The sequence below is a fragment of the Amycolatopsis sp. NPDC059027 genome, assembly GCF_042739735.1.
Lineage (GTDB): Bacteria > Actinomycetota > Actinomycetes > Mycobacteriales > Pseudonocardiaceae > Amycolatopsis.
On record NZ_JBHYIK010000053.1, the window covers coordinates 29511 to 55160 of the forward strand.

The window sequence follows — 25650 nt, forward strand, 5'->3', positions numbered from 1 at the left end:
ATCCTTACTGCCAGTAAGAACCGGGTCAGGGAGCGTGAGATGACGGCTGTCCGAGAACTCCTGTCCGAACCGCTGAAGCTTCGCTGCGGCGCTGTTCTTCCGCATCGGATCGCGAAGTCGGCGCTGAGCGAGCAGCTCGGTGACCGCCGCAACCGCCCGACCCGTGAACTCGCCGAGCTGTACCGGACGTGGGCCGAGGGGGGCGCCGGAGTGCTGGTGACCGGCAATGTCATGGTCGATCCCACCGCGCTCGGCGAACCCCGCAACGTCGCTCTGCCCGCGGAGCCCGACCCGGCCGAGTTCCGGCCGTGGGCGCGTTCGGTCGAGGGGACCGACGCGCAGCTGTGGGTCCAGCTCAACCATCCCGGCAGGCAGAGCCCACGGTTCCTTTCCCGGCAACCGGTCGCGCCCTCGGCCGTGCCATTCGGCGACCGTGGCATCCGGACCGCGTTCGCGGCGCCCCGCGCGCTGAACGGCGATGAGATCGAGGGGATCATCGACCGGTTCACGCTCGCGGCTCGGGTATTCGTCGAGGCCGGATTCAGCGGAATCCAGCTCCATGGTGCCCACGGCTACCTGATTTCGCAGTTCCTTTCGCCGCTGACGAACCTGCGGACCGACGAATGGGGCGGTGACGCGGCGCGGCGTCGACGGTTCCTGCTGGAACTCGTGCGGCGGGTCCGGGCGGAGATCGGTGACGACGTCCCGCTGTCGGTCAAGCTCAACAGCGCGGACTTCCAGCGGGGCGGGTTCGACGAGGGCGAATCGCTCGAAGTGGTTCGCCTGCTGGGCGAGGCGGGACTCGACCTGCTGGAGATTTCCGGTGGCACGTATGAGAAAGCCGCGATGATGGGCGCCGGCAGGGCGAGTACGCGCAAGCGCGAGGCCTACTTCCTGGACTACGCGGCCAAAGCGCGCGAAGTCAGCGATGTCGCGTTGATGGTGACCGGCGGTTTCGCCACGGCCGAGGGCATGGCCGACGCACTGGGCTCGGGCGCGCTCGACGTCATCGGTCTCGGCAGGCCGATGACCGTCGATGTCGGCCTCCCAGGACGGCTGCTCGCCGGAGAGGATGTCGAAGCCCAGCGGCTGTGCCCGAAGACGGGCATCCGGCTCGCCGACAGCCTGCTCGAAATCCAGTGGCACACGCAGCAGATGCACCGCGTCGCGGCAGGGAAGCCGGTCGATCGGCGGCGTGGTCCGCTCCGGACCCTCGTGCAGGGCGGGCTCGCGGACCCGCTCAACGCATTCCGCCGGGTCCGCGGCTAACCAGCGTCCGCGGCCTCGGGCTGCGCCGGGGTTTTCGCGACCGCCTTGGCGTCGGCGCGGCGAGTGAACAGCCTGTCGAGCCCCAGCGCGCCGATCGCGAGTGCGATGAAGAACAAGCCGATGATCGCGCAGTTCAGCGTGATCCGGCCGTAGCCGAGCTTCGTGGCGTCGATGAACGGGTACGGGTAGTAGTCGATGATCGCGCCGCGGATCAGCGTGAAGGTCACCCAGGCGAGCGGGTAGAGCAGTGACCACCAGACCGTGCTCCAGCGCACCAGGCCGCGCGGCCCGCACAGCAACCAGCCGAGCACGCACATGATCGGCGAGACCTTGTGCAGCATCGTGTCCGCGAACAGCGCGAGTCCGTGCAGTTCGTACAACCCGGCGAGCGCGACCTGGTAGACGACGCCGGTCACGGTGATGCCGACGAGCGCGCACAGCCACAACACCGGGAAGAGGCCCGTGGTGCGGGCGAGTCCGAGTGCGAGCAGCGCGGTCGTGATGGTGACCAGCACGTTCGAGTCGATGGTGAAGAAGCACAGCAGGTTCGCGACGCGGCCCGCCGCGGTGGCGAAGCGGCCCTCTGCGACGTTCGAGGTGGCGATGACCTGGGTGACCAGTCCCGTCAGCGCAGCCAGCGCGGTGAGCGCGAACCAACCACGGGCGATCTTCGACTCCGGCATTCCTGGGACCGTACCCGGGGTACGCCCCGATACCCGTGGACCTCACCCGAACGGCGCGGCTGGTGGCTCGTGAGGGAGCAGGGGACCTTTGCTCACGCTTGTTAGCGCGCTAATCATTAGCGAGCCAAGAGACGATAGCAAAGGTCCCTTGCTCCTTTTCGCGCCTAGCGCAGCGCCTTGACCAGGGCGGGGACGAAGACCGAGGCGTCGATCGTGCCCCAGCCGCTGACGATGTCGAAACCCTTCGCGGCGGTGAAGCCGGTGACGCCGTCCTGGCTGTTGTCGCCGGTCACGACGTCGACGATGCCGGCCTTGGTGCCCTGCGGACCGAGCTTCGTGTACAGGGCGGGGTTGATTTGGCCGAGTTTGCCGTGGTGGGCCTGCACGGCGAGCGCGAGCACGCCGGCGAACAGCGGAGCGGACTGCGACGTGCCCTGCACGCCTTCCATGCTGATGTCCGGGAACGACCGCATCGTGCTGCCGGTGATGGTCTTGACGCCGTTCTGCCACGACGGCCGCGCATAGGCCTTCGACAGGCCTGCGCCCGAGCCGAAGCCGTTGTCCGCCACATTCACGACGTCGTCTGGCTTGGTGCGGTTGCCGCTGGCGTCCAGGTGCAGTTGCGTGCCACCGAGCGTCGTGACGCGCGGGTCGCTGGCCGGCCATTCGGCGACGCGGTACGGGTAGTTGCCCGGGCCGTAGAGATAACCGCCGGTCGGACCGTCGTCACCGGACGAGGCCACCATCGTGATCCCGGCCCTGCTCGCGCGGTCCAGCGCCGGGTCGAGCGTCTTGATCGACTCGAACGAGGGGAAGTTCTCCTCGGTCGTGCCGAAACTCATCGAGATGACGTCGACCAGCTTGTGCTCGGTCATGTAGTCGACCGCGTGCATCATCTCCGGCAGTCCGGTGAAGCCCTGCGTCTCCGCCACCGGGGTCGCGGCGACGATGATCTTCGCGTTCGGCGCCATCGCGTGGATCATCGTGACGTCGAGGTCGGTCTCCCCGCCCCAGCCCTGACACGTCTTCGTGTCCACGCCCGGGGCGGTGCACGACGGCACCGGGCCCGAGGGCTGGATGACCTCGAGGTTGGCCGGCGGCAGGCCGTGGCTCTTCGAGTAGGCGTCCAGTACGTCCTTGACCTTGTCGTCGCCGAAGGACACCAGAGTGGCCACCGAAGCGCCCGCGCCGGTGACGCCCGTGTTCCACAGCTTCGTGGCGTTGTACGCGGTGCTTTCCTTCGGCAGCGTGGCCATCGCTGCTTCGAGTTTCGCGACCCGCTGTTCGACGGTGTTCGCGCCGACGAACGATTGTGCTGCCGCGGAGAAGTGGTGCTTCGACGGCTGGTGCGCCACGTCCGGAGTCGGTGTCGCGCCCGCGGGCGTCGCGAACGCCGTCACGAGCAGTGCCGAACTCGCGAGCAAGGTCGCAGCGACGGCGGGCCGTCTGAGCTTCCTGACGGCATGGGGCACTCGAAGAGTCATTCGTGTCTCCCGGATTCTGAACGAGCGGAGAGGTCCGAAGACTCACTCTGGTTGATCCGGGGGAGCGGGAACATCGACTTTCGTCTGGCCTTTTACCGGAAAGGAACCACAAAGGACAGCGATGTCGGAAATGACGCATTCTCGTGACAGGATCAGTTTTTACTCCATTTCGGTGACCTCCGCAGGGCCTCCGCGCAGCAGCCCTCGCACGGTGTCGATCGTGTCGGCCTCACCAGGGTCCTTGTCCGGCCGATAGCGGACCACCCGCGCGAAGCGCAGCGCGAGCCCGCCCGGATACCGGGTACTCACCTGCGCGCCGTCGAGTTCGATCTCGACCACGACCTCCGGCCGCACGTACACCGTCCAGTCGTCGCGGCGGGTCTCGATTTCCTGGAACTTCTCGGTCTGCCACGCCAGTAACTCGTCGGTCATCCCCTTGAACGTCTTGCCCACCATGATCGGCGGGCCACCGTCGGGGTCACGCGCGCCGAGATGCAGGTTCGACAGCGTGCCGGTCCGCCTGCCGTGCCCCCATTCGGCCGCGAGCACCACGAGGTCGATGGTGTGCACCGGTTTCACCTTGAGCCACGCGCGGCCCCGCCTGCCCGCGGCGTACGGCGAGGCGAGGTCTTTCACCATCACGCCTTCGTGCCCGGCCGCCATGGCCGCTTCCAGTACCGAGGCCGCGTCCGCCGGCGCGAGTTCGCCGGGGATGACGTGGTCCCCGGCAACCTTCCGGAGGGCCGTGTTGCGTTCGGACAGTGGTGCGTCGAGCAGGTCGGCGCCGTCGAGATGCAGACAGTCGAAGAAATACGGCCGCAGCAGCAATGCCCGCACCTGCTCCTCCCGCGTGCTGCCGAAGCGGCTCATCGTCTCCTGGAACGGCCGAGGCCGCCCGTCATCGGTCAGCGCGAGTGTTTCGCCGTCGAGGACCACCGATTCACACGGCAGCCCACGCACCAGCTCGACCAGTTCCGCGACACTGCCGGTGATCTCGCGCAAGGTTCTCGTGTAGACGTGGACCTCGTCGCCGAGCCGGTGCACCTGGATCCGTGCACCGTCCATTTTGTACTCGACAAGCGCATGCGCGTGCTCGGCGACGGCCTCGTCCAGCGACTCGGCGGGGGAAGCCAGCATCGGCCGGATCGGCCGCCCCAGGGTGAGCCGGAACTCCGCCAGCCGTGTCTCGCCGCCGGTCAGCGCCGCCAGCCCGGTGACCGGCAACCGTCCGGAAAGCATGAACGCCCGCCGCACATGCTCCACGCCGACCTCCGCGGCGACCGCGATCGCCTCGACCATCACTCCCTCCAGCGCACCCTGTCGCAGCTCGCCGGTGACCAACCGGAACAGGAACTCCTGCTCGGCCTTCGTCAGCCGCGCGAACAACGCCCTCAGTACGTCGGCACGGCGTTTCACCGAACCCGCGCCCGAGGCCGCCGCGACCTCACCCAGCGCGACGTCCACCTCGGCGACCGCGACCGATGGCTCAGCGGCGGGCGGGGTGGCGAGTTCGGCCAGGGTGCGCCAGCCCGCGCCGAGCCGGTCCTGCGCGGTCTGGCCGGTGAGGTACGCGATCACCGCGGGCAGCTCGTCCTCGCCGGAGGCACGCAGGAGCGAGGCCAGGACGGCGATCTTCGCCTTCCTGGACCTGGTCGCCGCCAGTTCGGCGGACGCGGTGACGATGTCGGTGAGGAGCACGTCAATCATCATGACCCGGACCACCGACATTTTCTGGCTGAAGTGCCTCGTCAGGCGTCTGGGTGCAGGTGGAGCCGGTCGAGCAGCCGCGTGGTGATCCGCCGGTTCAGCCGCCCGCGATCCGATCGACAGCGGCGCGGAGCCGCTCCGGCGGGAGCGCGGCGTAACCCAGCACGAGCCCAGGAAACGGGGGCCCTGCCGGGTTGTGCGTGAACTGCGACAACGCGGGGGCGTTCACCCCGCGTTCGGCGAGCATGGCTTGCGTCGCGGTGTCGTCCGTGCCTGCGGGGAGGCGCATCACGACGTGCAGACCCGCCGCGATGCCGACCGGCCGCCAGTCCGGGCGCCGCCGGGCGAGCGCGTCGAGCAGCGTGTCCCGGCGCTGCCGGTAGAGCCGCCGGGTGCGCCGCAGGTGCCGGTCGTACCCGCCGGAGGCGATGAGCCGCGCGAGCGCCGCTTGCGGTAGCGGCGCGCAGCCGAGGTCGTGCATGTGCTTGGTGGCGACGATCGTCTCCCGCAGCCTGGGCGGCGGGATCAGCCAGCCGATGCGCAGCGCCGGGGCGAGCACCTTGCTGACACTGCCGATATAGCAGACACGCTCCGGATCCAACGCCCGCACAGCACCCAGAGCGGGCCGGTCGTACCGGTGTTCGGCGTCGTAGTCGTCCTCCACGACCACGCCGTCCACCTCGGCCGCCCAGCCGAGCAGCTCGCGCCTGCGGTCGGGATGCAGGGCGACACCGAGCGGGAACTGGTGGGCCGCGCTGACCACGACCGCGCGGCAGTCCGAAGTGGATAGACGAGCGGCGTCGATTCCCTTGTCGTCCACGGGAATGCCCACTGGGTAAAGGGATTGCCGCCGGAACAGTTCCGCCTGCCCGGGATGGCTCGGGTCCTCGACGGCGATCCTGCGCAACCCCTGCTCACGCAACGCGGCGCCGAACAGGGACAGTGCTTCGGCGGCTCCGCTCGTGATCACCAGGTCGTCCGGCCGGGTGGGCAGCGCCCGGACGCGGCCGAGGTAGGCGGCGAGTTCGGCGCGCAGCGCGGGATGCCCGGCCGGATCGGGATAGCCGAGTGCGGAATCCGGCGCGGTGGCCAGCACTTCACGTTCAGCGGCCAGCCATTCCGCGCGGGGGAACGCCGACAGCGCGGGCAATCCCGGACGGAGGTCGAAATCCCAGCGAGCCCGTTCCGGCGGAGGTGCTGACGGCGGCGTCCCGGTGTCCCCGAGCGGGGCGACGTGGGTGCCGGAACCGCGTTTGCCGATCAGGTACCCCTCGGCGATCAACTGCTCGTACAACGCGGTCACGGTGCCGCGGGCCACCCCGAGCTGACCGGCGAGATCCCGGCTGGAGGGCAGGCGCGTGCCGGTCGCGAGCGCCCTGGTGCGGATCGCCTCCCGGAGCGCCGCTTCGACCGCGCGGCCTCGCCGCCCGCCTGAGGCGGACACCGCGGGCAGGAGCAGTTCGCGCAGAGTGGTCCATTCAGTCTTCATTGCCGGGTCAGACTACGCCTGGACCACTTGAGTCAAGGGCGAATCCGTTCCTCCTCGGGGGCCGTGGTGGTCGAGTCGGTGATCCAGCTGGCGAGCAGACCCAGTGCCCGCTCGGTCTCCGAACCGGGCTGCGCGGTGTAGACGACCAGTGCCAGGTCGGGATCTTCGGGCAGGCGCAGCGTCTCGTAGTACAGGTCGAGTTCCCCGACGACCGCGTTGCGGACGATCTTGCGGCCGCGCGCCTTCTCGTGCACCGCGTGTGTCGCCCACAGCTTGCGAAAGTGTTCGCTGCCCAGCGAAAGTTCGCCGATGAGCCGGGCGAGCCGTGGATCGTCGGGGTACTTCCCGCTCTCCGCGCGCAGGTTCGCGACGATCTCGCCCGCGACGGTGTTCCACTCGGGATGCAGTTCCTTGGTGCTCTCGTCGAGGAAGAACATCTTGGGGATGTTGCGCTCACTGGGCGGGATGGCGGGCAGATCGAAGCTGAGCGCGCCGCCGAGGGTGTTCCACGCCAGGACGTCGAGGTAGCGGCCGAAGACGAACGCGGGCGTCTGGATGGCGTCCAGCATGAGCCGCAGTTCGGGCCGCACGTGCTGGGGCCGCTGCCGGGCGGGGCGGCGCTGTTTCGGGGCGACGAGGTTGCGGAGATAGGTCACCTCGTCGTCTTTCAGCCCGAGCACCCGGGTGAGCGCGTCGAGGATCGAATCCGAGACGTTGCGGGCACGGCCCTGTTCCAGCCGCGTGTAGTAGTCGACGCTGATCCCGGCGAGCTGCGCGATCTCCTCGCGGCGCAGCCCGGCGACCCGTCGCTTGCCGACCCCGTCGGGCAGACCGAGGTCGGCGGGGTCCAGGGCGGCGCGACGGGCCTTGAGGAAGGCGCCGAACTCAGCTGCGTCACTCATGGCACCGAGTATCCACGCCCGCCCGGTGCATTGCCTGGTACTGCCAGACCTAGGTTGACCGTGACCTGGTCCGTCCTTTCCGTCGTGCCCACAGTGGACCTTGCCAGAGCGACGACGAGGAGGAACAAGATGCGACGGCGAATTCTGGGTGGCACGGGTATCTCCGTGAGCGAGTACGCGTTCGGCGCGATGATGCTGGGGAAATGGGGCAACCCGGACCACGAGGACGGGGTCCGGATGGTGCACGCCGCGCTCGACGCCGGCATCAACTTCGTGGACACCGCGGACATGTATTCCGACGGGGAGAACGAGCGGATCATCGGGAAGGCACTCAAGGGGCGGCGCGACGACGTGGTCCTCGCCACCAAGGGGTTCTTCCAGACGGGGACGGACCCGAATACCGGCGGGGCCTCACGCCGCTGGCTGACCAGGGCGCTCGACGACAGCCTGCGCAGACTGGACACCGACTACATCGACCTCTATCAGGTTCACCGCCCCGACCCGACGACCGACATCGACGAGACGCTGTCCGCCCTGTCGGACTTCGTGCGCTCCGGGAAGGTGCGTGCGGTCGGTTCGTCCGACTTCCCGGCCGAGCAGATCGTGGAAGCGCAGTGGGTGTCCGAGAAACGAGGACATGTTCGATTCCGGACCGAGCAGCCGCCGTACTCGATCTTCAGCAGGGCGATCGAAGCCGCGGTCCTGCCGACCGCGCGGAAATACGGGATGGGGGTGCTCACCTGGAGCCCGCTCGCCAGCGGCTGGCTCTCCGGCCGGTACACCTCGGCGTCCGATGTGGACCTCAGCGAGGGGAGGAAAGTATTGCAGCAGCACAAGTTCGACCCGGCGCTACCCGCGAACGCCGCCAAGCTGGCAGCGGTGGCCGAGCTGACGAAGGTGGCCGCGGACCTGGGGCGTCCGCTAACGCATCTCGCGCTGGCCTTCGTGCGAGCACACCCGGGGGTGACCTCGGCGATCATCGGGCCGCGGACGCCGGAACAACTCGACGACCTGCTGGCAGGCGCGGATCTCGTGCTGGACGACGACGTGCTGGACCGGATCGACGAGATCGTGCCGCCGGGCACCGACCTCAACCGGCTCGACGCCGACTACCTGCCGCCGGCCCTGGCCGACAAGACGTTGCGTCGCCGATGAACTGGTCTATTTTATAGAAGGGAGAGTGGCTCTAGAGATTGGACCACTGAGGCGGCAAGGCTGTCGGCATGGCAGTACTCCGACCCAAGGGCGCACGTGCGGGAGTGGCGTACGGGGTGTCGACCGCGGTGATCGTCGGCGGTTCGGTGCCGGTGACGGGCATGCTCGACGACTATCCGGTGCTCACCGGCCAAGCGCTGCGTTACGCGCTCGCCGGTCTGTTGCTCCTGAGCTGGGCACGGCTCATGCGCAGGCCGTTGCCGCTGCCGCGGCTTCGGGACGTTCCGACGTTGGTCGCACTGGCCGCGACGGGAATGGTCGGTTTCCAGGCGTGTCTGTTGCTGGCGCAGCGCTATGCCGAACCGGGTCTGGTCGCGGCGTTTCTCGGCGGGAGCCCGCTGGTGCTGGCGATTGTCGCGCCTCTGCTGGCCCGGCGACGTCCGTCCGTGGCGCCGATCGCCGGTGCGGTGCTGGCCGGCCTCGGTATCGCGGTGCTGTCGGGTGGGGGAGCGGCGCAAGGGCCGGGACTCCTGCTCGCCGCGGCGGCGATGTTGTGCGAGGCCTTGTTCACGTTGCTGGCCGTCGGGCTTGTCGCGCGGCTCGGGCCGCTGGCGACCTCGACGTGGAGTTGCTGTGCCGCGGCGATCGGTGGCGCGGCGCTCGGCACGGTGGCGGATCCGGCCGGTGCCTGGCGGTGGCCGGACGGGCGTCAGCTCGCCGCGATGCTGGTGCTCGCAGTTCTGGTCACCGCGGTCGCGTTCGTGTTGTGGTACTCGGCCGTGGCGGCGCTCGGAGCCGACCGCGCGGGCGTGCTGATCGGCCTCATGCCGGTTTCCGGGCTGATCGTGTCGCTGGCGCTGGGAGCGCAGGACTTCCGGTTCGGCCAGCTCGCCGGTGTCGTACTGGTGTCATTGGGTGTGGTGGCCGGCCTGCGCCGTGGCAAGGCCGAGCAACGCCGAGCACTTCCGGTCGAAGTTCCGGACAATGTCACCGGCGATGATCCACACCATGACGGTCCGCAGCGGTCCGTGGAGGGTGATGTGCTGGGTGAACTCGGTGTTCCCGTCACCGTCGGCGGCGAGGGTGAACGCGAGGTCCATGTGCCCGAGGGGGATGGGCTGGCGTACCGCGATTTCGCTGCCCGGGGTGCAAGCCGTGACAGTGAAGTCGTCCGCGAGCAGTGAGTGGCCACGGCCGCGGATCCGGCCGGTGGGATGGAAGAAACCCGTCGAGCCCGCCGTGAGCGGTCCGTGGATCACTACACGTGCGAGGTCGGGATCCCAGCGGGGCCAGCTCGCGATGTCGGCGAGGACATCCCAGAGCGCGGCTGGGTCCGCGGGAAGGGTGCGGGTCGAGGTTCTGGTCCAGGTCATGGCCCGACGATATACGGAACTGTCGGTCTCGTAAACTGTGACCTATGACGGACAACCGACGTGGGCGGCCGCGGGTGCGGGGAATCGACGACGCCGTGCGGTCGGCGGTGAACGACCTGCTCGGGGAAGTTGGGTATCAGCGGTGCACGGTAGACGCGATCGCCGCGCGGGCCGGGGTCGGGAAGGCCGCGCTCTACCGGCGCTGGAAATCCAAGGCGGAACTGGTTTTCGCGGCCGCCATCCACGGCGACGCGCTGGCTTCCCCGGCGGATACCGGGACGTTGCGGGGAGACGTGGGAGAAGTGCTGGCAGCCATCCAGTCCTCTTTGGACGGACCGCAGGTGCGCAGCGCCCTGCCGGGCCTGCTGGCCGATGTCCAGGCCGACCCCGGACTGGCGGCGCGGTTTGGCGAGGTGTTTCTGGCGCGAGAGCGGGCGTACCTCGTCGAGATGCTCGACAGAGCCGTCGCCCGTGGCGAACTCGCGCGGCAACCCGACCTCGTGGCCGTACACGCGATGTTGCTCGGATCGGTTTTCGCCTGGCTTCACCTGTTGCAAGAGCCGGCGCCGTCGGATGGCCTGGCTGGCTTGCTCGCGAAACCGGTTCACGCTGGGCTTCGCGCCCTCGCGGACGAGCAGGAGTAGCAAGGGACCTTTGCTACCGCTCGGCGATAGCAAAGGTCCCTTGCTTCGCTTTTCGGGCCTCGGCTACTTGCCGCCGCGTGCCATGCGAAGGACGTCGAGTGCCTCGTCGAGCTGGGCCTCCGTGAGCTTGCCGTCCGCGACATAGCCGCGTTCCAGCACGACCTCGCGGATCGTCTTCAGCTCCTTCAAAGCCTGCTTCGCGACCGCGGCGGCCTCTTCGTAGCCGATGTACTTGTTCAGCGGCGTCACGATCGAGGGCGAGCCCTCGGCGTACTGCCGTGCGCGGTCGACGTTCGCGGTGACCCCGGCGAAGACCTTGTCCGCCAGCAGCCGGGACACCGCCGCGAGCAGCCGTGCGGACTCCAGCACGTTGCGGGCGATCACCGGCAGGTTCACGTTGAGCTGGAAGTTCCCCGCCGCGCCCGCGAACGCCACCGCCGCGTCGTTCCCGATCACCTGCGCGACGACCTGCAGCGTCGCCTCGGGGATCACCGGGTTCACCTTGCCCGGCATGATCGACGACCCCGGCTGCAGATCCGGCAGCGCCAATTCGGCGAGGCCGGTGCGCGGACCGGAGCCCAGCCACCGCAGGTCGTTCGCGATCTTGTTCAACGACACCGCCACGGTCCGCAGGTGCCCGGAGGTTTCGACGACGCTGTCCTGGGTCGCCTGCGCCTCGAAGTGGTCGCGGGCCTCGGTGAGAGGCAGGCCCGTCTCCTCGGCGAGCTGGGCCGAGACGGCCGCGCCGAAGCCGTCGGGTGCGTTGAGCCCGGAGCCCACGGCGGTTCCGCCGATCGGCAGTTCACCCAGCCGTGGCAGGCCGGAGCGCAGCCGCTCGATGCCGAACCGCACCTGCGAGGCCCACGCTCCCGCCTCCTGGCCGAGCGTGATCGGTACCGCGTCCATCAGATGCGTGCGGCCGGATTTGACGACGTCCGCCCATTCCGTGGCGCGCGCCTCGATCGCGGTGGCGAGGTGTTCCAGCGACGGGATGACGTCGGTCAGCACGGCCTCGGTCGCGGCGACGTGGATCGTGGTCGGGAACGTGTCGTTGGACGACTGCGACGCGTTGACGTGATCGTTCGGGTGCACGTCGCGGCCGAGCGCGCGGCTGGCCAGTGTCGCGATGACCTCGTTGGCGTTCATGTTCGACGAGGTGCCGGAACCGGTCTGGAACACGTCGATCGGGAAGTGCGCGTCGTGGGCGCCCCCCGCGACCTCGTCGGCGGCTTTCGCGATCGCTTCGGCGAGGTCGGCGTCGAGCACGCCGAGCTTGGCGTTGACCCGCGCCGCAGCCGCTTTCAGCAGGCCGAGCGCGCGGATCTGGGCGCGTTCCAGGCCACGGCCGGAGATCGGGAAGTTCTCGACGGCGCGCTGCGTCTGCGCGCGGTAGAGGGCGTCGGCCGGGACGCGGACCTCTCCCATGGTGTCGTGTTCGATCCGGTATTCCTGTTCAGCCATGGTCCCAGTTTCGCGCAGCGGCGGCGGCCCCGCCTCGTGTCCTTGGGCACCCGGTCGGGAGTAGGGTCGGACGTGTTCTCGATCACTGCCATCCACCACTGGCTGGAGCGAGCCCATGACACTGCCTTCTGGGGAACCCTCATACGACCTCGTGATCATCGGCGCGGGCCCGACCGGCCTGTTCGCCGCGTATTACGCCGGATTCCGCGGCCTTTCCATGGCCGTGGTCGATTCACTGCCGGAGCCGGGGGGACAGGTCACCGCCATGTACCCCGAAAAGATGATCTACGACGTCGGCGGGTTCGCCGCCGTGCGCGGACGCGACCTCGTCCAAGGACTGGTCGACCAAGCCGCCCCGTGGAAACCGGACTATCTCCTCGGCCGCAAGGCGGAGAAGCTCGAGAACGCCGACGGCGGCGGCCTGATCCTGACCCTCGACGGTGGCGACACCCTGCGTGCCGGGGCGGTCCTGATCACCGCGGGCATCGGCGAGTTCACCCCGCGCCCGCTCCCCGCCGGGGACGGTTGGCTCGGCCGCGGCATGGTGCACTTCGTCCCGGCGCTGCAAGCGCACGCGGGGCAGCACGTCGTGGTCGTCGGCGGCGGTGATTCGGCGTTCGACTGGGTGCTCGCGCTGCACCCGATCGCGGCCAGCGTGACCCTCGTGCACCGGCGCGCGAAGTTCCGCGCCGCCGAGTCGATCGTGCGGCAGGCGCGGGAACTGGGCGTGCGGATCATCACCGACGCGGAGGTCGCGCGGTTCGTGGAGACGCCGGACGGCGCGCTGACGGCGGTCGACGTCCAGATCAAGGGCGCCGACGACGAGCGGCTGTCCGCCGACACGGTCGTCGCCGCGCTCGGCTTCACCGCGGACCTCGGCCCGATCGAAAGCTGGGGGCTGGAGATCGACCACCGCGCGATCAGCGTCGACACAACCATGGCCACCGCTCGCGAGCGTGTCTACGCGGCGGGCGACGTGGCGGCGTACCCGGGGAAGGTGAAACTCATCGCCACCGGGTTCGGCGAGGCCGCGACTGCGGTCAACAACATCGCCGTCGCGCTCGACCCGGACGCGCATCTGTTCCCCGGTCACTCCAGCAACGCCGACTAGGCCCGGAGTGGAGCAAGGGACCTTTGCTAGCGTCCGTTAGCGTGCTAATCGTTGGCAAGCTGACGAGCGTTAGCAAAGGTCCCTTGCTCTTCTTCCGCAGGTCAGGGGGTGGGTTTCGGGGGAGCGGGTGGCGGTTTCGGCGCGGTCTTCTCGGCGATCCACGACGTGTACGCGACCGCTGAGGTGTAGATCGACGGTCCCGTCGCGCAGGTCGCGTCGCCGTTGCCTGGGCGGCTGGTCAGGCCGAGCAGCAGCCATCGGTCGCCGTCCTTCGCGATCTCCGGGCCGCCGGAATCGCCGTAGCACGAACCGGCCTTGCCGCCGGGGTTCTCGGTGCACAGTTCCGTCTTGGCGTCGAACGGCGCGACGCAGCCCTTCGCGTCGACGACGTGTGTGTCCAGCTGCTGGAGGGTGGCTGGCGGCTTCCCGCAGTCCAGGGTCGGGCAGGTCTGGCCCCAGCCGAGCAGCCGCGTCACCGTGCCTGGTGCGGTGACCGTGCCGAGCGCGATCGGCGCGGTCTTGACCGGGGCGGAAAGCCGCACCAGCGCGATGTCGCCGCCGGGGACATCCGGCTTGTCCGGGTTGAACGCCGGGTTGACCACGAACTCGGCGGGCTGCGCCGTCTCGCCGCCCTGACCGCTGTCGTTGCTGCCGATCCGCGCGGTCACCACCTCGGGCTTCTTGCCGTCCACGCAATGTGCGGCGGTGACGAACCAGGTCGGCGCGATCAGCGCGCCCGCGCAGAACAGCTTCCCGCCCGAGGTGTGCAGCGACACCGTGAACGGGTACGGCTGATCGGCGTCCTTGCCGCCGACGATGTCGTTGTCCGCCGCGGCGGTGCCGGTGACCAGTGCCAACGCGCCCACGAGCGCCAATAGCAGCACCAGCGGGCGCGGTGGCTTCGCGCTCGCGGCGGGGGTACGTGCCTCGAGCTCGGTCACCGGGACTCCTTACGGCAGCGGGGGTACGACGTCGGCGTCGGGCGAGTCGCCGAGGTGACCGTCGAAGTCGACCGAGGCGTACGCCCGCAGCTTGTTCAGCCGGTGGTAGCCATCGATCATTCTGACCGTTCCGGACTTGGACCGCATGACGATCGACTGCGTCGTCGCGCCGCCCGCCCGGTAGTGCACCCCGCGCAGCAGGTCGCCGTCGGTGACGCCGGTCGCGCAGAAGAACACGTTGTCGCCGCGCACCAGGTCGTCGGTGGTGAGTACCCGGTCGAGGTCGTGGCCGGCGCCGACCGCCTTCTCCCGCTCGGCGTCGTCCTTCGGCCACAGCCGCCCCTGCAGTTCGCCGCCGAGGCACTTCATCGCGGCCGCCGCGATGATGCCCTCGGGGGTACCGCCGATCCCGATCAACATGTCGACACCGGTGGTCGGCCGGGCCGCGGCGATCGCGCCCGCGACGTCACCGTCGGAGATGAACCGGATCCGGGCGCCCGCCTCGCGGACCTCCTTGATGATCTGCTCGTGCCGCGGCCGGTCCAGGATGCACACGGTCACGTCGCCCTTGCTGCTGTTCTTCGCCTTCGCGACCCGGCGGATGTTCTCCGCGATCGGCGCGGACAGGTCGATCGTGCCCGCGGCCTCGGGGCCGACGGCCAGCTTCTCCATGTAGAACACCGCGGACGGGTCGAACATCGCGCCGCGCTCGGCGACCGCGAGCACCGCGAGCGCGTTCGGCATGCCCTTGGCCATCAGCGTCGTGCCGTCGATCGGGTCGACCGCGACGTCACAGTCGGGACCGTCGCCGTTGCCGACCTCTTCGCCGTTGTAGAGCATCGGCGCTTCGTCCTTCTCGCCCTCGCCGATGACGACGACGCCGCGCATCGAGACGGTCGAGACGAGCTGGCGCATGGCATCGACAGCGGCGCCGTCGCCGCCGATCTTGTCGCCCTTGCCCACCCAGCGCCCGGCCGCCATCGCGGCGGCTTCGGTTACTCGGACCAGCTCCATCGCGAGGTTGCGGTCGGGCGCTTCGCGACGGCGCGGGGCGCTGGCGGACTCGCTGACGGTGGACATGCGGGCCTCCCGGGTTCTGAGCAGGGCGGGTGCCCAGTCTCTCAGATCGCGAACCCGCTGCGGTCGCCCAGCGGCATGGTGAACGTCACTGGGAGTCGTCGCCGGTGTCCTCGACCGAGGCCAGCGCGGCCTCGATCCGCTCACGTGCGCCTTCGAGATGCCGTTCGCAGAGCTTCGCCAGTTCCTCGCCCTTTTCCCACAGGGCAAGCGACTGCTCCAGGGACAGGCCGCCCGCCTCGAGCTCGCGCACGACCTCGACCAGCCGGTCGCGGGCCTGTTCGTAGCCGAGTTCGGCGGTCTCGCTGCCAGGTTCGCTCACGCTCGAAGATCTCCCACCTTGCGGTGTTTTCCGGTGCCTGCCGCCTCCGCGTCGGCGGCGGTGTGAGCGCACACTACCGCGCTGGCCATCGCGTGGTCGTACCCCACGAAGGCGAGCGCGAACTCCTGGCCGTCACCGTCCGCGATGGCCTCTTCGATCTGCTCCTGCGCGCCCGCGACCCGCCGCCGGTGCCCGGCACCATCCGCGAACCACCATCGGGTGCCGACCTGCATCGACGTCGCCTCGGACAGCCTGCGCAACTGCGGTCCCAGCTCGCGCCGCGCGGCCGCGCCGCATCCCGCCAGCAGCGCCGTCCAGCACGCGCTGGCCGCCTGATCGGTCCTGATCGCCTGGCGCAGCAGCGGCGCTGCGTCGAGCCGGGCCGCAGCGTCCACGGTCAGCGGGAGAAACGCCGGTGACCGGTGGTTCACGACCGTTCTCCATCCGTGGGCGACGCGTTGTCGGTGACGGCGCCCACCGCTCCGTCGCCGACGCGAATGCGAAGCCGGGCACCTCCCTCGATGCCGGAGACGGAGCGCAGTACCTGGAGGTTGCCTTCGTCGTCGGTGAACTGCACGACGGCGTAGCCACGCGCCAGCGTCGCGGCGGGGCCGAGCGCGGTGAGCCGGGCCCTGGCGCTCGCCAGTTCCGCCTGATCCTTCGCGAGCAGGCCGAGCACCGCGCGGCGCGCGCGTTCGCGATGGACGTCGACGTCGTCGGCGCGACGCTCGATCGGGCCCAGTGGATCGGCCAGCGACGGACGGCTACGCAGCTGGTTCAGCAGCCTCGTCTGGGTGTCGACCCAGCCGTGCAGCGCGCGGCGCCCGCGATCGCGCATCTGCCGCACCCGCTCGGTCTCCTCGCGCACGTCCGGGACGATCCGCTTGCTCGCGTCGGTGGGCGTCGAGCAGCGCAGGTCCGCGACGTGGTCGAGCAGCGGGGTGTCCGGTTCGTGCCCGATCGCGCTGACGACCGGCGTGCCGGCGGCCGACACCGCGCGGCACAGTGCCTCGTCGGAGAACGGGAGGAGATCCTCGACGCTGCCGCCGCCCCGCGCGATCACGATGACGTCGATCGCCGGGTCCCTGTCCAAAGTGGAGAGTGCGCGGATGATCTGCGGGACCGCCTGCGGCCCCTGCACCGCGGTGTTGACGACCTTGAACAGCACGTGCGGCCAGCGCGCCTGCGCGTTGACGAGCACGTCGCGCTCGGCCGCGGACGCCCGGCCCGTGATGAGGCCGACGCCTTGCGGCAGAAAGGGAATCCTGCGTTTGCGCGCGGAGGAGAACAGCCCTTCGGCGGCCAGCAGCTTACGCAGCCGCTCGATACGGGCGAGCAGTTCGCCGATGCCCACCGCGCGGATTTCGTTGGCCCTCAAGCTCAACGTGCCGCGGCCGAGGAAGAACGACGGCTTCGCGTGCAGCACCACGCTCGCGCCTTCGCGCAGTGGCGGGTCGATCGAGCGCAACAAGCCGATCGGGCAGGTCACCGACATCGAGACGTCCGCGGACGGGTCGCGCAGTGTGAGGAACGCCGTCGACGTGCCGGGGCGCGCCGAAATCTGGGTCACCTGGCCTTCGACCCACACCGCGCCGAGGCGGTGGATCCAGTCGCCGATCTTGCGGGCGACCGTGCGGACCGGCCAGGGGTGCTCCGCACTTGTCGAGGGAGCCGCCGGTGCGGCGGAGGATTCCGTGCTCACCGGCCCTCCGTGCCGTTCCCTTCCTCGCCGCCGTTGCCGTCGTCCTCGGCCTTGCGCGCGTTGCCGATGCGGCGCGCGAGCATTCCGACGAACGAGGGCCGGTCGGCGTTGGCCCGCTCGTAGGCGAGCAGTTCCTCGAGCTGCGAGACGGACAGCTTGCGCAGCCGGGCACGCAGCTGGGGCAGCGTCAGCTGGTCGTAGTTTGCCAGCCCGGCCGGACCGGAGCCGGTCGATTCGCCAGTGCTGTCGAACTCGCCGTCGAGGTGCTCCGCGGCGAGCGCGCGCTCTTCTTCGGCCCACGGATCGCCGAGTTCCGCTTCGAGGTCGGCCGGTGACACAGGGTGACCGTTGACCTCCGCGCGTGGCTCCGGGACGTCCGCGACCGGGGTGAGCGTCGGCCGGGCGGGCGGGAGGTCCGGTTCGAGGTCCTCGTCGAAGGTCGCCCAGCTGGGCGTGTCCTCGACGGGGCGGAGTCCGGCCAGCGCGTCGTCACCCTTGATGGCCAGCTCGGTGACGTGCTGCTGGACGCGCATGGAGAACTGGAGCACCTGGCTGACCACGGTGACCGGGAGCCCGGTGAGCTGCTTCGGGAGTTCGCGAACCCGCTCGGCGGTGGTGACGGCGAGGCCCGCGGCGACCCGGAGGGGGAGCGGGAGAGGCTTCATGCGTCTAGCCTGCCGCATCTACGCCATCCTGCCCAACCGAACGGGTGGGTCTCTTACCCCGACGTGACTGCGGGCACACCACGGACGAGGGACGCAGCTCACTCGAACGGGACTTCGAATGCGGTACGGGGCTGCCCGTACCCTGGGGGGCATGAGTTCTGCGAGTCCCGGAATCGAGCAGGCGGACACCCCGACGATCAGTGACTCCGGCGCGACCGGCAAGCGAGTGCTGCTCGCCAAGCCACGTGGTTATTGCGCCGGCGTCGACCGCGCGGTCATCGCCGTCGAGAAGGCACTCGAGGTGTACGGCGCGCCGGTGTACGTGCGCAAGGAGATCGTGCACAACAAGCACGTCGTGGAGACGCTGCGCGAGCGCGGCGCGATCTTCGTCGACGAAACCACCGAAGTGCCCGAGGGCGCGCTCGTGGTGTTCTCCGCGCACGGCGTTTCGCCCGCGGTGCACGCCGAGGCAGCGGACCGGAACCTGCGCACCATCGATGCCACGTGCCCCTTGGTGACCAAGGTGCACAAGGAGGTCAACCGGTTCGCGAAGGACGACTACGACATCCTCCTGATCGGCCACGAAGGGCACGAAGAGGTCGAGGGCACCGCGGGCGAAGCCCCGGAGAAGGTGCAACTCGTCGACACCGCCGAGGACGTCGACAAGGTCGAGGTTCGCGACCCGTCCAAGGTCGTGTGGCTGTCCCAGACGACGTTGAGCGTCGACGAGACGATGGAACGCGTCGACCAGCTTCGCGGGCGCTTCCCCGGCCTGGCCGACCCGCCGAGCGACGACATCTGTTACGCCACCACGAACCGCCAGGTCGCGGTCAAGGCGATGGCGGCCGAATGCGACCTCGTGCTGGTCGTCGGTTCGACGAACTCGTCGAACTCCAAGCGGCTGGTCGAGGTCGCGCTCAAGGCCGGTGCCCGCGACGCGCACCTGATCGACTTCGCCCGCGAGGTCGACGAGAGCTGGCTCGAAGGCGTCACGACCGTCGGCGTCACCAGCGGCGCCTCGGTGCCGGACAACCTGGTGATGGACCTGCTGGCGTGGCTCGCCGAACGCGGCTGGGCCGACGTCGACGAGGTCACCACGGCGAACGAGAAGATCGCGTTCGCGCTCCCGCCCGAGTTGCGCAAGGCCCTGTAACAAGCTCAAGAAACAGTTCAGCCGCAAGGCCTCGGACGAGGCCTTGCGGCTGAATGCGTTTTCCAGGCTCGGGAATCTCCGAGGACTCAGCGTTCGTCGTCCCAAGGCCGCGGACGCCGGGGCTGCGGACGGCCCTGGGTGCGACGTGGGGGCGGGGCGTCCCCACCGCGAGGATCCTCGCGCGGGATGCGGCGACGAGGCGGTTCGCCGCCTCGCGGCTCGCGGCGACGCGGAGGTTCGCCGTCCATGGGCCGCGGAGCGCGCGGCTGCCGGGCACCGCCCGGCGGCGGAGTGCGTGCGGCGCGCGTGCCCGGCTCGCGATCAAGCGGTTCCCGGCCGCCACGCGCCGCGCGGCCACCGCCTTCGGCGGGCGGACGGGGACGTCGAGGCGGTTCGCCGTCGCGTCCGGCGCCCCGGCGCGCGTCCGGCGGCAGCGGTGTCTGCCCGGTTCTCGAACCCGGTGGGCGCGGGCGACCGGCGGCGGCCGCTGCGCGCGAGGGCGGGCGCTCGTCGTCTTCGCGGCGACGTTCCGGCTTTGCCTTGCCCTTGACGGCGACCGGCGCGTTCGGGTCACGTTCGCGATAGATCCGGAAGAAGCCGAGGGCCAGGGTCAGCACGGTGGCGATCGCCATCACCGGGAAGCTGTTGATCAGCGGCTGGCCGATGTTGAAGATCCGCGAGAACATGTCGCCGCCGCCGTTCTCCGAGCTGGAGGTGAGCAGCACGATGGCGGGCACCGTTATGGCCAGCACCAGCGGCGGCTGCACCATCGGGCCGAACAACGCCCGACGCTGCACCGCGACGACCGCGGCCACGGCTCCCACGACGTAGCAGATCTGGAACAGGATGCCCAGGTCACCGGTGGCCTTCTTGGCGACGAAGGCGCTCACGACCGCCAAGCCGAGGCAGACCAGCACCGCCCCCCACCAGGGGAGGCCGCGCCTCGCCCCCACGAGCGGACGCTCGTCCCATGGCACTGGTACGTCGTCGGCATCTGGATCGCTCTGGCGATCGCGTATCGCGGTCACAAGGCAACACCGTATCCGGTAGTTGTAAAGATCTTGCTACCCATCCGCGCACATGGCGGACTCACCACCCGGCGGCGTGACGCCCTGTGCGTACCGGAAGGCCTACTGGTCTGGTGCCCGGTGTCAGCTCGCGGCCAGTTCGTCCCCCTTTCTGACCTGCGGGACTTCCGCGGGACTGCCCGCCGCGTCGGTGAGCGGCGCGACCGTGGCGCGGAAGTTCTCCAGCGCCTCCAGTTCCCGGCGCCGGGCGGAGATGAAGCGCTGCAGATGTGTGCCCGAAAGGTTAAGAGCCTCGACCGCGTTACCCGCCGCCCGATGCGCCGCCGCGGCCCCCGCCCGGACCTGTTCGACGTCCTCCACCAGTGCCCGGTCGCTCCCGGCGAACAGCGCGGCCGAGGCCAGCACGCCGAACCCGGTCGGCCCGCACAGGAACACCCGGCGGTCGATGAGCCAGCGCAGCAGCTCGGGGTCGGTGTCGAGCGCCGCGACCACGGCCGCGTCCGACGGGACGAACATGATCGTGCCGTAGATCGCGTCCGCCCAGCGCTGGTAGCCCTTCCCGGCCAGTTCGGCGGCCCGCGACCGCAGTTGCCGGACGTGCACGCGCAGCGCGTCCAGCCGCTCCTCGGGGTCGTCGGTCTCCACCGCCTCGGCCCAGCACGCCATGCTCGCCTTGGCGTCCACCGGCACCGTACGGCCGCCGCCGACGCGCAGCACCATGTCCGGTTTCGCCGCGCCGCCGCCCGCGAGGTCGGTCTGCAGGGTGAAGTGCAGTTCCTCGCGCAGCCCGAGCGCTCTCGCGGTTTCCACCAGTACCTGTTCGCCCAGCTCGCCCCGCCCGCTGATCGAGGCGAACGCGACCTCGTAGCGCCGCAGCGCGAGCTGCTGCTGATCGGTGCGGGCACGCTCGGCCGCGACCAGCTTCGCCGCAGCGTCCGCCCGCCGCATGCCGTCGTTGTACAGCCGCCACAGCACGGCGATCGCGACGAGCAGCAGCAGTGCGAGCACCACGGCCGCGGTGGTGATCACCGTGCTCACCGATCCTCCTCCTCATTCTTTCCGGGTCTTCCGGCTCGGCACCCGCCGAACGCGAGGGGGCCATCATGGCGGACGGCACCGACAAAACGCGGAACCGGCTGGTCGCACTGCGTAGCGATGACCGGAATCCGGCGCCTTGCCAGTGTGTCCGTCCCGGCGGGGTTCCCGGCGTTCGCCACGCCCGGCAAGGCCGCTCGAAGGAAGCCGTTCGGACATTCGGCCGCCCACCAGGGGACCTGGACGAAGTAGCTCACACGTTCGAGTGGAGCAGGCGGCGTGCCTCCCCCTTCTTGTCGGGCTCAGGTCCTACCTTGGGCCGCGTGAGACTCCTCCACACCTCCGACTGGCACATCGGCCGCACCTTCCACGGGGCCGATCTGCTCTCCGAGCAACAAGCCGTGCTCGGGCACCTCGCCGACCTCGTGGTCGACGAGGCGGTCGATGCTGTGCTGGTCGCGGGGGACATCTACGACCGCGCTGTGCCGTCCGCGGAGGCGGTCCGGGTCGCCACCACGGCGATCGGCCGGATCCGCGCGGCGGGCGCGCAGCTGGTGATCACGCCGGGGAACCACGATTCGGCGCCGCGGCTCGGCGCGTTCGCCGAATTCGCCGCGGCGGGCGGGCTGCATCTGCGCGCCACGGTCGCCGGAATCGCCGAGCCGGTGCTGATGGCCGACGAACACGGCCCGGTGGCCTGCTACGGCATCCCATACCTGGAGCCGGAACCCTCCCGGCACGCGCTCGGGGTACCGGAAGCGCGCGGCCACACCGGCGTACTCACCGAGGCGATGCGGCGGGTCCGCGCCGACCTCGCCGAGCGCGCCGGGACGCGGTCGGTGGTGCTCGCGCACGCGTTCGTCACCGGTGGCGCGCCGAGCGAATCGGAGCGGCCGATCGCGGTCGGCGGGGTCGAGCAGGTGCCGGGGTCGGTCTTCGACGGTGTCGACTACGTCGCGCTCGGCCATCTGCACGGCCCGCAGACGCTGGCCGAGCACCTGCGTTACTCGGGCAGCCCGCTGGCGTACTCGTTTTCCGAGGCGCGGCAACGTAAATCGGTCTGGCTGGTCGATCTCGACGAGCACGGTCTCGCCGAGGTCCGCAGGCACGAGCTGCCGGTACCCCGGCCGCTGGGCACGCTGAAAGGCGAGCTGGAGGAGCTGCTTTCGGCCCCAGAGCACGACGAATGGACCGAGCACTTCCTGTCGGTGACGGTGACCGACAGGGTGCGTCCGGTCGACGCCATGCGCAAACTGCGCGAGCGGTTCCCGTACGCGGTGCACATGGACTGGGAACCCGAAGGCGGCCATGCGGGCAAAGCGCTGAAGTACGCGGAAAACGTGCGTGGCCGGTCCGACATCGAGATCACCCGCAGCTTCCTGGAGGACTGCCGGGGCACGGGCCCGAGCGAGCGGGAGGAGCGGCTGGTGTTCGCCGCGCTGGAAGCGGCCGATCGTGGGGCGATCGCGAAATGAGACTGCATCGCCTGGAGGTCGCCGCGTTCGGTCCGTACTCGGGGCGCGAGGAGGTCGACTTCGACGTCCTCGGTGCCGACGGCCTGTTCCTGCTGCACGGGGAAACCGGCGCGGGCAAGACCACGCTGCTCGACGCGATCGCCTTCGCGTTGTTCGGTGTGGTGCCCGGTGCGCGTGGCGAGGTCAAACGGCTGCGGTGCGATCTCGCCCAGCCGGACCAGCTGACCGAGGTCGTGCTCGAACTGACCGTGCAGGGTCAGCGGCTGCGGATCGTGCGCAGCCCGGAGTACCAGCGGCCGAAGCGCCGGGGCGAGGGCACGACGACGCAGCAGGCGAAGGTGTCGCTGACCTGGATCGGCGACCCACCGCACGGATTGCCACCGGAAGGCTTGATCCGGATCGAGGAGGTCGCGCGGACCGTCGAGCGGCTTCTCGGCATGACGGCGCACCAGTTCTTCCAGGTCGTTTTGCTGCCGCAGGGCGAGTTCGCGCGGTTTTTGCGTTCGGACACCACCGAGCGCGAAAAGCTGCTGGAGCGCTTGTTCGGTACCGAACGGTTCTCCGACGTCGAGCGCTGGTTCGCGGATCTGCGTGCCGAACGGGGCCGGACGCTGCAGGAGCGCCAGCAGTCGGTGCGTGAGCTGGTGGCCCGGTACGCGCAGGCGGCACAGCAGGATCCGCCGGAGGAGGGGCACGCCGCGTGGGTCGACGACGTGCTGCGCGAGGTCACCGAGCGGGTCGAGTCGCACAAGGCCGAGCACGAGGTGGCACGGAAGGCCGCGGAACAGGCGGAGGCTGCGCTCAAGGAACGTGAGGCCGACGCGGACCGGGTTCGCCAGGTCCGGCGGGCCCACACCCGGCTGGCCGAGATCGAGGAGCAGGCGGGCCAGCGCGCGGAATGGGCGGAAGAGATCGCGGCGGCGCGGCGGGCCGCCGGGGTGATGCCCGAGGCCGAGGCGCTGGACCGGCGCACGGCCGAGCTCGATGACGCCGAGGAGAAGGCGGAGGCTCGTCGCGGGGAACTCGCGAAGCTGGGTTTCGACGCCGCCGGGCTGGACCACGCCGGGCTGCGCGCCAAGGCGGGCACGGTGCGCGAGGAAGCAGGCGCGCTCGCCGAGTTGGTCGCCGAGGCCGAGCAGCAACGCGCCGACGTCGCCCGCCGCCTGGAGCGGCAGCAGGTCGCGGATCGGGCGGCCGCCGAGGTCGAGGAACTGACCCGCGGGCAGGCCGAGATCCCGGCGAAGCTGGCCGAGCTGCGCGAGGCCGAGCAGGCCGCGGCCACCGCGGTGGCCACTGTGGACAGTGCGAAGGCGAGAGTCGAGGACCTCACGGCGGTAGCGCGGGATGTCGCGGAACTGCCCGCGGCCGAGCAGAAGGTCGGGCGGGGCGAGGCCAAACTGCGGGAGGTCGTCGACGCGCATCAGACGGCCCGGCAGCATCGCCTCGACCTGCGCGAGCGGCGGCTGGAGGGGATGGCGGCCGAACTGGCGGCGGGGCTGGCCGAGGGCGCGGCGTGTCCGGTGTGCGGTTCCGCGGACCACCCGGCACCCGCGAACCACGAGGTCGCGCTGGTCGACCCGGCGGAGGAACGTGCCGCCGAAGAGGCCGAGCAGCAGGCGGAGGCCTTCCGCCAGCGGGTGCTGTCCGCGCTGCACGAAGCCAAGGCGCGGCTGGAAGAACTGCGGAACCGGCTGGGTGAGCGGACCGCCGAGTCGGTGGCCGCCGAACTAGCGCAGGCACGGGAACAGGTCACCGACCTTACCGAGCGGGCGAGCCGCAAGGCCCGGCTCACCGAACGGATCACCACGCTCGAACGGGAGGCCGAGCGACAGTCCGAACGGCTGCGGCTGGCCGAACAGGCTCGGGCCACCGCGATGGCCGAGGTCGGCGTGCTCGACGAGCGGATCGCCGAACGTGATCGGCGGCTGGTCGCCGGGCGTGGCGACTTCCCCGACGTCACCGCGCGGCGGCGGCATCTCCTCGCGCTCGCCGGCGCGCTCGACGCCGTGGCGGAGGCCGAGGCGGCGGTCGAGGGCGCGAGCAAGCGGCTGGCCGAACAACGCATGATGGTCGAGGTCGCGTTGCAGGCCAAGGTGTTCGCGACGCTGGACGCGGCACGCACCGCGCACCGCACCGAGGAACAGATCAAGAAGCTGGAACAGGGCCTCGCCGACGCGGAGGCGTCCGCGGCCTGGGCACGGGAGGTACTCGCCCAGCCCGAGCTGTCCGGCGTTTCCCCGGATGACGTCATCGACGTCGCGGCGGCGGCCGAGGCGGCGCGGCGGACCCGGGTCACGGCCGAGTCGGCGTTCGCGACGCTGCGGGCGGTGATCGAGCAGCACGGCGAGCTGACGCGCCTGGCGGGCCGGATGAAGGCCGCGCTGGCCGAGCTGGCGCCGGTCGAAGAGGAGTACGCCGAGCTGAAGGCACTGGCCGAGGTGGTCAACGGCCGCGGGCAGAACAGCCGGAAGATGTCGCTGCGGTCCTACATCCTCGCCGCCAAGCTGGAGGAGGTCGCGATCGCCGCCACCGCCCGGCTGCGGACGATGAGCCAGGGCCGGTACTCCTTCGTGCATTCCGACGCGGCCGGTGCGCGCGGCACACGTGGCGGGCTCGGGCTCGACGTGCTCGACGACTACTCGGGCTCGGTCCGTCCGGCGAAGACGTTGTCCGGCGGCGAATCGTTCCTCGCCTCGCTGGCGCTCGCCCTCGGTCTCGCCGACGTCGTGGCCGCCGAGACCGGGGGAGCACTGCTCGACACGTTGTTCGTCGACGAGGGGTTCGGGACACTCGACTCCGAAACCCTCGACATCGTGATGAACATCCTCGACGAGCTCCGCGCGGGCGGCCGGGTGGTCGGCCTGGTTTCGCACGTCGAGGAGCTGCGCCAGCGGATCCCGACCCGGCTCCGGGTCCGCAAGGCACGGGCGGGTTCGACGCTGGAGGTGGTCGCCTGCTGAAGATCAGGCCAAAA

22 protein-coding genes and 1 pseudogene are annotated in these 25650 nt (G+C 70.2%); 8 read left to right on the plus strand and 15 right to left on the minus strand.

Features of this window, described 5'->3' with window-relative positions; translation table 11 throughout:
• Window positions 1–39 precede the first annotated feature (39 nt).
• Entirely contained in the window at window positions 40–1269 is a 1230-nt protein-coding gene (locus ACFWY9_RS31090) for an NADH:flavin oxidoreductase/NADH oxidase family protein (protein WP_378329884.1), read from the plus strand.
• Here ACFWY9_RS31090 and ACFWY9_RS31095 read toward each other — a convergent pair.
• From ACFWY9_RS31095 to ACFWY9_RS31115, 5 genes are all read right to left on the minus strand, one after another.
• The gene (locus ACFWY9_RS31095) at window positions 1266–1952 is read right to left on the minus strand and encodes a Pr6Pr family membrane protein (RefSeq protein ID WP_378340543.1); all 687 of its coding nucleotides are present in this window, start codon (window positions 1950–1952) and stop codon (window positions 1266–1268) included. The genes ACFWY9_RS31090 and ACFWY9_RS31095 overlap by 4 nt on opposite strands.
• Window positions 1953–2116: 164 nt before the next feature.
• Window positions 2117–3436: a S8 family serine peptidase gene (locus ACFWY9_RS31100; RefSeq protein ID WP_378329882.1), complete on the minus strand. Its 1320-nt coding sequence runs from the start codon at window positions 3434–3436 to the stop codon at window positions 2117–2119.
• A gap of 159 nt (window positions 3437–3595) precedes the next feature.
• A complete protein-coding gene (locus tag ACFWY9_RS31105; protein WP_378329911.1) occupies window positions 3596–5134 on the minus strand; it encodes an ATP-dependent DNA ligase in 1539 nt (512 codons plus the stop codon).
• 106 nt (window positions 5135–5240) lie between these two features.
• Entirely contained in the window at window positions 5241–6632 is a 1392-nt protein-coding gene (locus tag ACFWY9_RS31110) for a PLP-dependent aminotransferase family protein (protein WP_378340544.1), read from the minus strand.
• 32 nt (window positions 6633–6664) lie between these two features.
• The gene (locus tag ACFWY9_RS31115) at window positions 6665–7534 is read right to left on the minus strand and encodes a helix-turn-helix transcriptional regulator (RefSeq protein WP_378329880.1); all 870 of its coding nucleotides are present in this window, start codon (window positions 7532–7534) and stop codon (window positions 6665–6667) included.
• 129 nt (window positions 7535–7663) lie between these two features.
• On the opposite strand from ACFWY9_RS31115, the gene ACFWY9_RS31120 reads away from it, so the two are divergent.
• Window positions 7664–8689, plus strand: a complete 1026-nt coding sequence (locus ACFWY9_RS31120) for an aldo/keto reductase (protein ID WP_378340545.1) — start codon at window positions 7664–7666, stop codon at window positions 8687–8689.
• A gap of 68 nt (window positions 8690–8757) precedes the next feature.
• Window positions 8758–9600, plus strand: a pseudogene (locus ACFWY9_RS31125) (DMT family transporter); the annotation flags it as partial.
• On the opposite strand, the gene ACFWY9_RS31130 reads toward ACFWY9_RS31125, so the two are convergent.
• Complete coding sequence (locus tag ACFWY9_RS31130; RefSeq protein ID WP_378340546.1) at window positions 9598–10062, minus strand: SRPBCC family protein; 465 nt, start codon at window positions 10060–10062, stop codon at window positions 9598–9600. The pseudogene ACFWY9_RS31125 and the gene ACFWY9_RS31130 sit on opposite strands and share 3 nt — an antisense overlap.
• Before the next feature lie 44 nt (window positions 10063–10106).
• Between ACFWY9_RS31130 and ACFWY9_RS31135 the strand changes: the two genes are divergently transcribed.
• Window positions 10107–10706 (plus strand): TetR/AcrR family transcriptional regulator, encoded by a 600-nt coding sequence (locus tag ACFWY9_RS31135; protein WP_378340547.1) that lies wholly within the window; start codon window positions 10107–10109, stop codon window positions 10704–10706.
• A 63-nt stretch (window positions 10707–10769) separates the two neighbouring features.
• On the opposite strand, the gene ACFWY9_RS31140 is transcribed toward ACFWY9_RS31135, so the two are convergent.
• Complete coding sequence (locus ACFWY9_RS31140) at window positions 10770–12167, minus strand: class II fumarate hydratase (RefSeq protein ID WP_378340548.1); 1398 nt, start codon at window positions 12165–12167, stop codon at window positions 10770–10772.
• A 115-nt stretch (window positions 12168–12282) separates the two neighbouring features.
• Here ACFWY9_RS31140 and ACFWY9_RS31145 point away from each other — a divergent pair, with 115 nt between their 5' ends.
• Window positions 12283–13278 carry an NAD(P)/FAD-dependent oxidoreductase gene (locus ACFWY9_RS31145; RefSeq protein ID WP_378329875.1) on the plus strand — a complete coding sequence of 332 codons (996 nt, stop codon included), beginning with the start codon at window positions 12283–12285 and terminating at the stop codon, window positions 13276–13278.
• Window positions 13279–13379: 101 nt separating this feature from the next.
• Here the strand turns inward: ACFWY9_RS31145 and ACFWY9_RS31150 are convergent, their stop codons facing one another.
• The 6 genes from ACFWY9_RS31150 to ACFWY9_RS31175 all read right to left on the minus strand — a co-directional run bounded on the left by ACFWY9_RS31150 (window position 13380) and on the right by ACFWY9_RS31175 (window position 17985).
• Window positions 13380–14159: a S1 family peptidase gene (locus ACFWY9_RS31150; RefSeq protein ID WP_378329910.1), complete on the minus strand. Its 780-nt coding sequence runs from the start codon at window positions 14157–14159 to the stop codon at window positions 13380–13382.
• A gap of 69 nt (window positions 14160–14228) precedes the next feature.
• On the minus strand, window positions 14229–15299 hold the full coding sequence (gene glpX, locus ACFWY9_RS31155) for a class II fructose-bisphosphatase (protein ID WP_378329874.1): 1071 nt from the start codon (window positions 15297–15299) through the stop codon (window positions 14229–14231).
• 85 nt (window positions 15300–15384) lie between these two features.
• Window positions 15385–15618, minus strand: coding sequence for an exodeoxyribonuclease VII small subunit (locus tag ACFWY9_RS31160; protein WP_378329873.1), 234 nt, complete (start codon window positions 15616–15618; stop codon window positions 15385–15387).
• Window positions 15615–16049, minus strand: a complete 435-nt coding sequence (locus ACFWY9_RS31165) for a hypothetical protein (protein ID WP_378340549.1) — start codon at window positions 16047–16049, stop codon at window positions 15615–15617. Before ACFWY9_RS31165 ends, ACFWY9_RS31160 begins: the two co-directional genes overlap by 4 nt.
• Window positions 16046–17320 (minus strand): exodeoxyribonuclease VII large subunit, encoded by a 1275-nt coding sequence (xseA, locus tag ACFWY9_RS31170; protein WP_378340550.1) that lies wholly within the window; start codon window positions 17318–17320, stop codon window positions 16046–16048. Before xseA ends, ACFWY9_RS31165 begins: the two co-directional genes overlap by 4 nt.
• On the minus strand, window positions 17317–17985 hold the full coding sequence (locus tag ACFWY9_RS31175) for a lipid droplet-associated protein (protein WP_378329870.1): 669 nt from the start codon (window positions 17983–17985) through the stop codon (window positions 17317–17319). Before ACFWY9_RS31175 ends, xseA begins: the two co-directional genes overlap by 4 nt.
• A gap of 151 nt (window positions 17986–18136) precedes the next feature.
• Between ACFWY9_RS31175 and ACFWY9_RS31180 the strand changes: the two genes are divergently transcribed.
• Entirely contained in the window at window positions 18137–19138 is a 1002-nt protein-coding gene (locus ACFWY9_RS31180; protein ID WP_378329869.1) for a 4-hydroxy-3-methylbut-2-enyl diphosphate reductase, read from the plus strand.
• Window positions 19139–19224: 86 nt separating this feature from the next.
• Here the strand turns inward: ACFWY9_RS31180 and ACFWY9_RS31185 are convergent, their stop codons facing one another.
• Together ACFWY9_RS31185 and rmuC are read right to left on the minus strand one after the other, a co-directional pair.
• On the minus strand, window positions 19225–20091 hold the full coding sequence (locus ACFWY9_RS31185) for a DUF6542 domain-containing protein (RefSeq protein ID WP_378329868.1): 867 nt from the start codon (window positions 20089–20091) through the stop codon (window positions 19225–19227).
• 198 nt (window positions 20092–20289) lie between these two features.
• On the minus strand, window positions 20290–21204 hold the full coding sequence (gene rmuC / locus ACFWY9_RS31190) for a DNA recombination protein RmuC (RefSeq protein WP_378329867.1): 915 nt from the start codon (window positions 21202–21204) through the stop codon (window positions 20290–20292).
• Between the two features lie 320 nt (window positions 21205–21524).
• Here rmuC and ACFWY9_RS31195 point away from each other — a divergent pair, with 320 nt between their 5' ends.
• Together ACFWY9_RS31195 and ACFWY9_RS31200 are read left to right on the plus strand one after the other, a co-directional pair.
• The gene (locus tag ACFWY9_RS31195) at window positions 21525–22676 is read left to right on the plus strand and encodes an exonuclease SbcCD subunit D (RefSeq protein ID WP_378340551.1); all 1152 of its coding nucleotides are present in this window, start codon (window positions 21525–21527) and stop codon (window positions 22674–22676) included.
• The gene (locus ACFWY9_RS31200) at window positions 22673–25636 is read left to right on the plus strand and encodes an AAA family ATPase (protein ID WP_378340552.1); all 2964 of its coding nucleotides are present in this window, start codon (window positions 22673–22675) and stop codon (window positions 25634–25636) included. The genes ACFWY9_RS31195 and ACFWY9_RS31200 overlap by 4 nt, the downstream gene beginning before the upstream one ends.
• The last annotated feature ends 14 nt before the right edge of the window (window positions 25637–25650 follow it).

What these genes read in the sequence shown, in the direction of transcription:
- ACFWY9_RS31180 (WP_378329869.1), top strand. Translation starts at nt 18,137, where the DNA reads ATGAGTTCTGCGAGTCCCGGAATCGAGCAGGCGGACACCCCGACGATC.
- glpX (WP_378329874.1), bottom strand. Translation starts at nt 15,299, where the DNA reads ATGTCCACCGTCAGCGAGTCCGCCAGCGCCCCGCGCCGTCGCGAAGCG.
- ACFWY9_RS31115 (WP_378329880.1), bottom strand. Translation starts at nt 7,534, where the DNA reads ATGAGTGACGCAGCTGAGTTCGGCGCCTTCCTCAAGGCCCGTCGCGCC.
- ACFWY9_RS31130 (WP_378340546.1), bottom strand. Translation starts at nt 10,062, where the DNA reads ATGACCTGGACCAGAACCTCGACCCGCACCCTTCCCGCGGACCCAGCC.
- ACFWY9_RS31175 (WP_378329870.1), bottom strand. Translation starts at nt 17,985, where the DNA reads ATGAAGCCTCTCCCGCTCCCCCTCCGGGTCGCCGCGGGCCTCGCCGTC.
- ACFWY9_RS31090 (WP_378329884.1), top strand. Translation starts at nt 40, where the DNA reads ATGACGGCTGTCCGAGAACTCCTGTCCGAACCGCTGAAGCTTCGCTGC.
- ACFWY9_RS31100 (WP_378329882.1), bottom strand. Translation starts at nt 3,436, where the DNA reads ATGACTCTTCGAGTGCCCCATGCCGTCAGGAAGCTCAGACGGCCCGCC.
- ACFWY9_RS31095 (WP_378340543.1), bottom strand. Translation starts at nt 1,952, where the DNA reads ATGCCGGAGTCGAAGATCGCCCGTGGTTGGTTCGCGCTCACCGCGCTG.
- ACFWY9_RS31120 (WP_378340545.1), top strand. Translation starts at nt 7,664, where the DNA reads ATGCGACGGCGAATTCTGGGTGGCACGGGTATCTCCGTGAGCGAGTAC.
- ACFWY9_RS31200 (WP_378340552.1), top strand. Translation starts at nt 22,673, where the DNA reads ATGAGACTGCATCGCCTGGAGGTCGCCGCGTTCGGTCCGTACTCGGGG.
- ACFWY9_RS31140 (WP_378340548.1), bottom strand. Translation starts at nt 12,167, where the DNA reads ATGGCTGAACAGGAATACCGGATCGAACACGACACCATGGGAGAGGTC.
- ACFWY9_RS31110 (WP_378340544.1), bottom strand. Translation starts at nt 6,632, where the DNA reads ATGAAGACTGAATGGACCACTCTGCGCGAACTGCTCCTGCCCGCGGTG.
- ACFWY9_RS31135 (WP_378340547.1), top strand. Translation starts at nt 10,107, where the DNA reads ATGACGGACAACCGACGTGGGCGGCCGCGGGTGCGGGGAATCGACGAC.
- ACFWY9_RS31145 (WP_378329875.1), top strand. Translation starts at nt 12,283, where the DNA reads ATGACACTGCCTTCTGGGGAACCCTCATACGACCTCGTGATCATCGGC.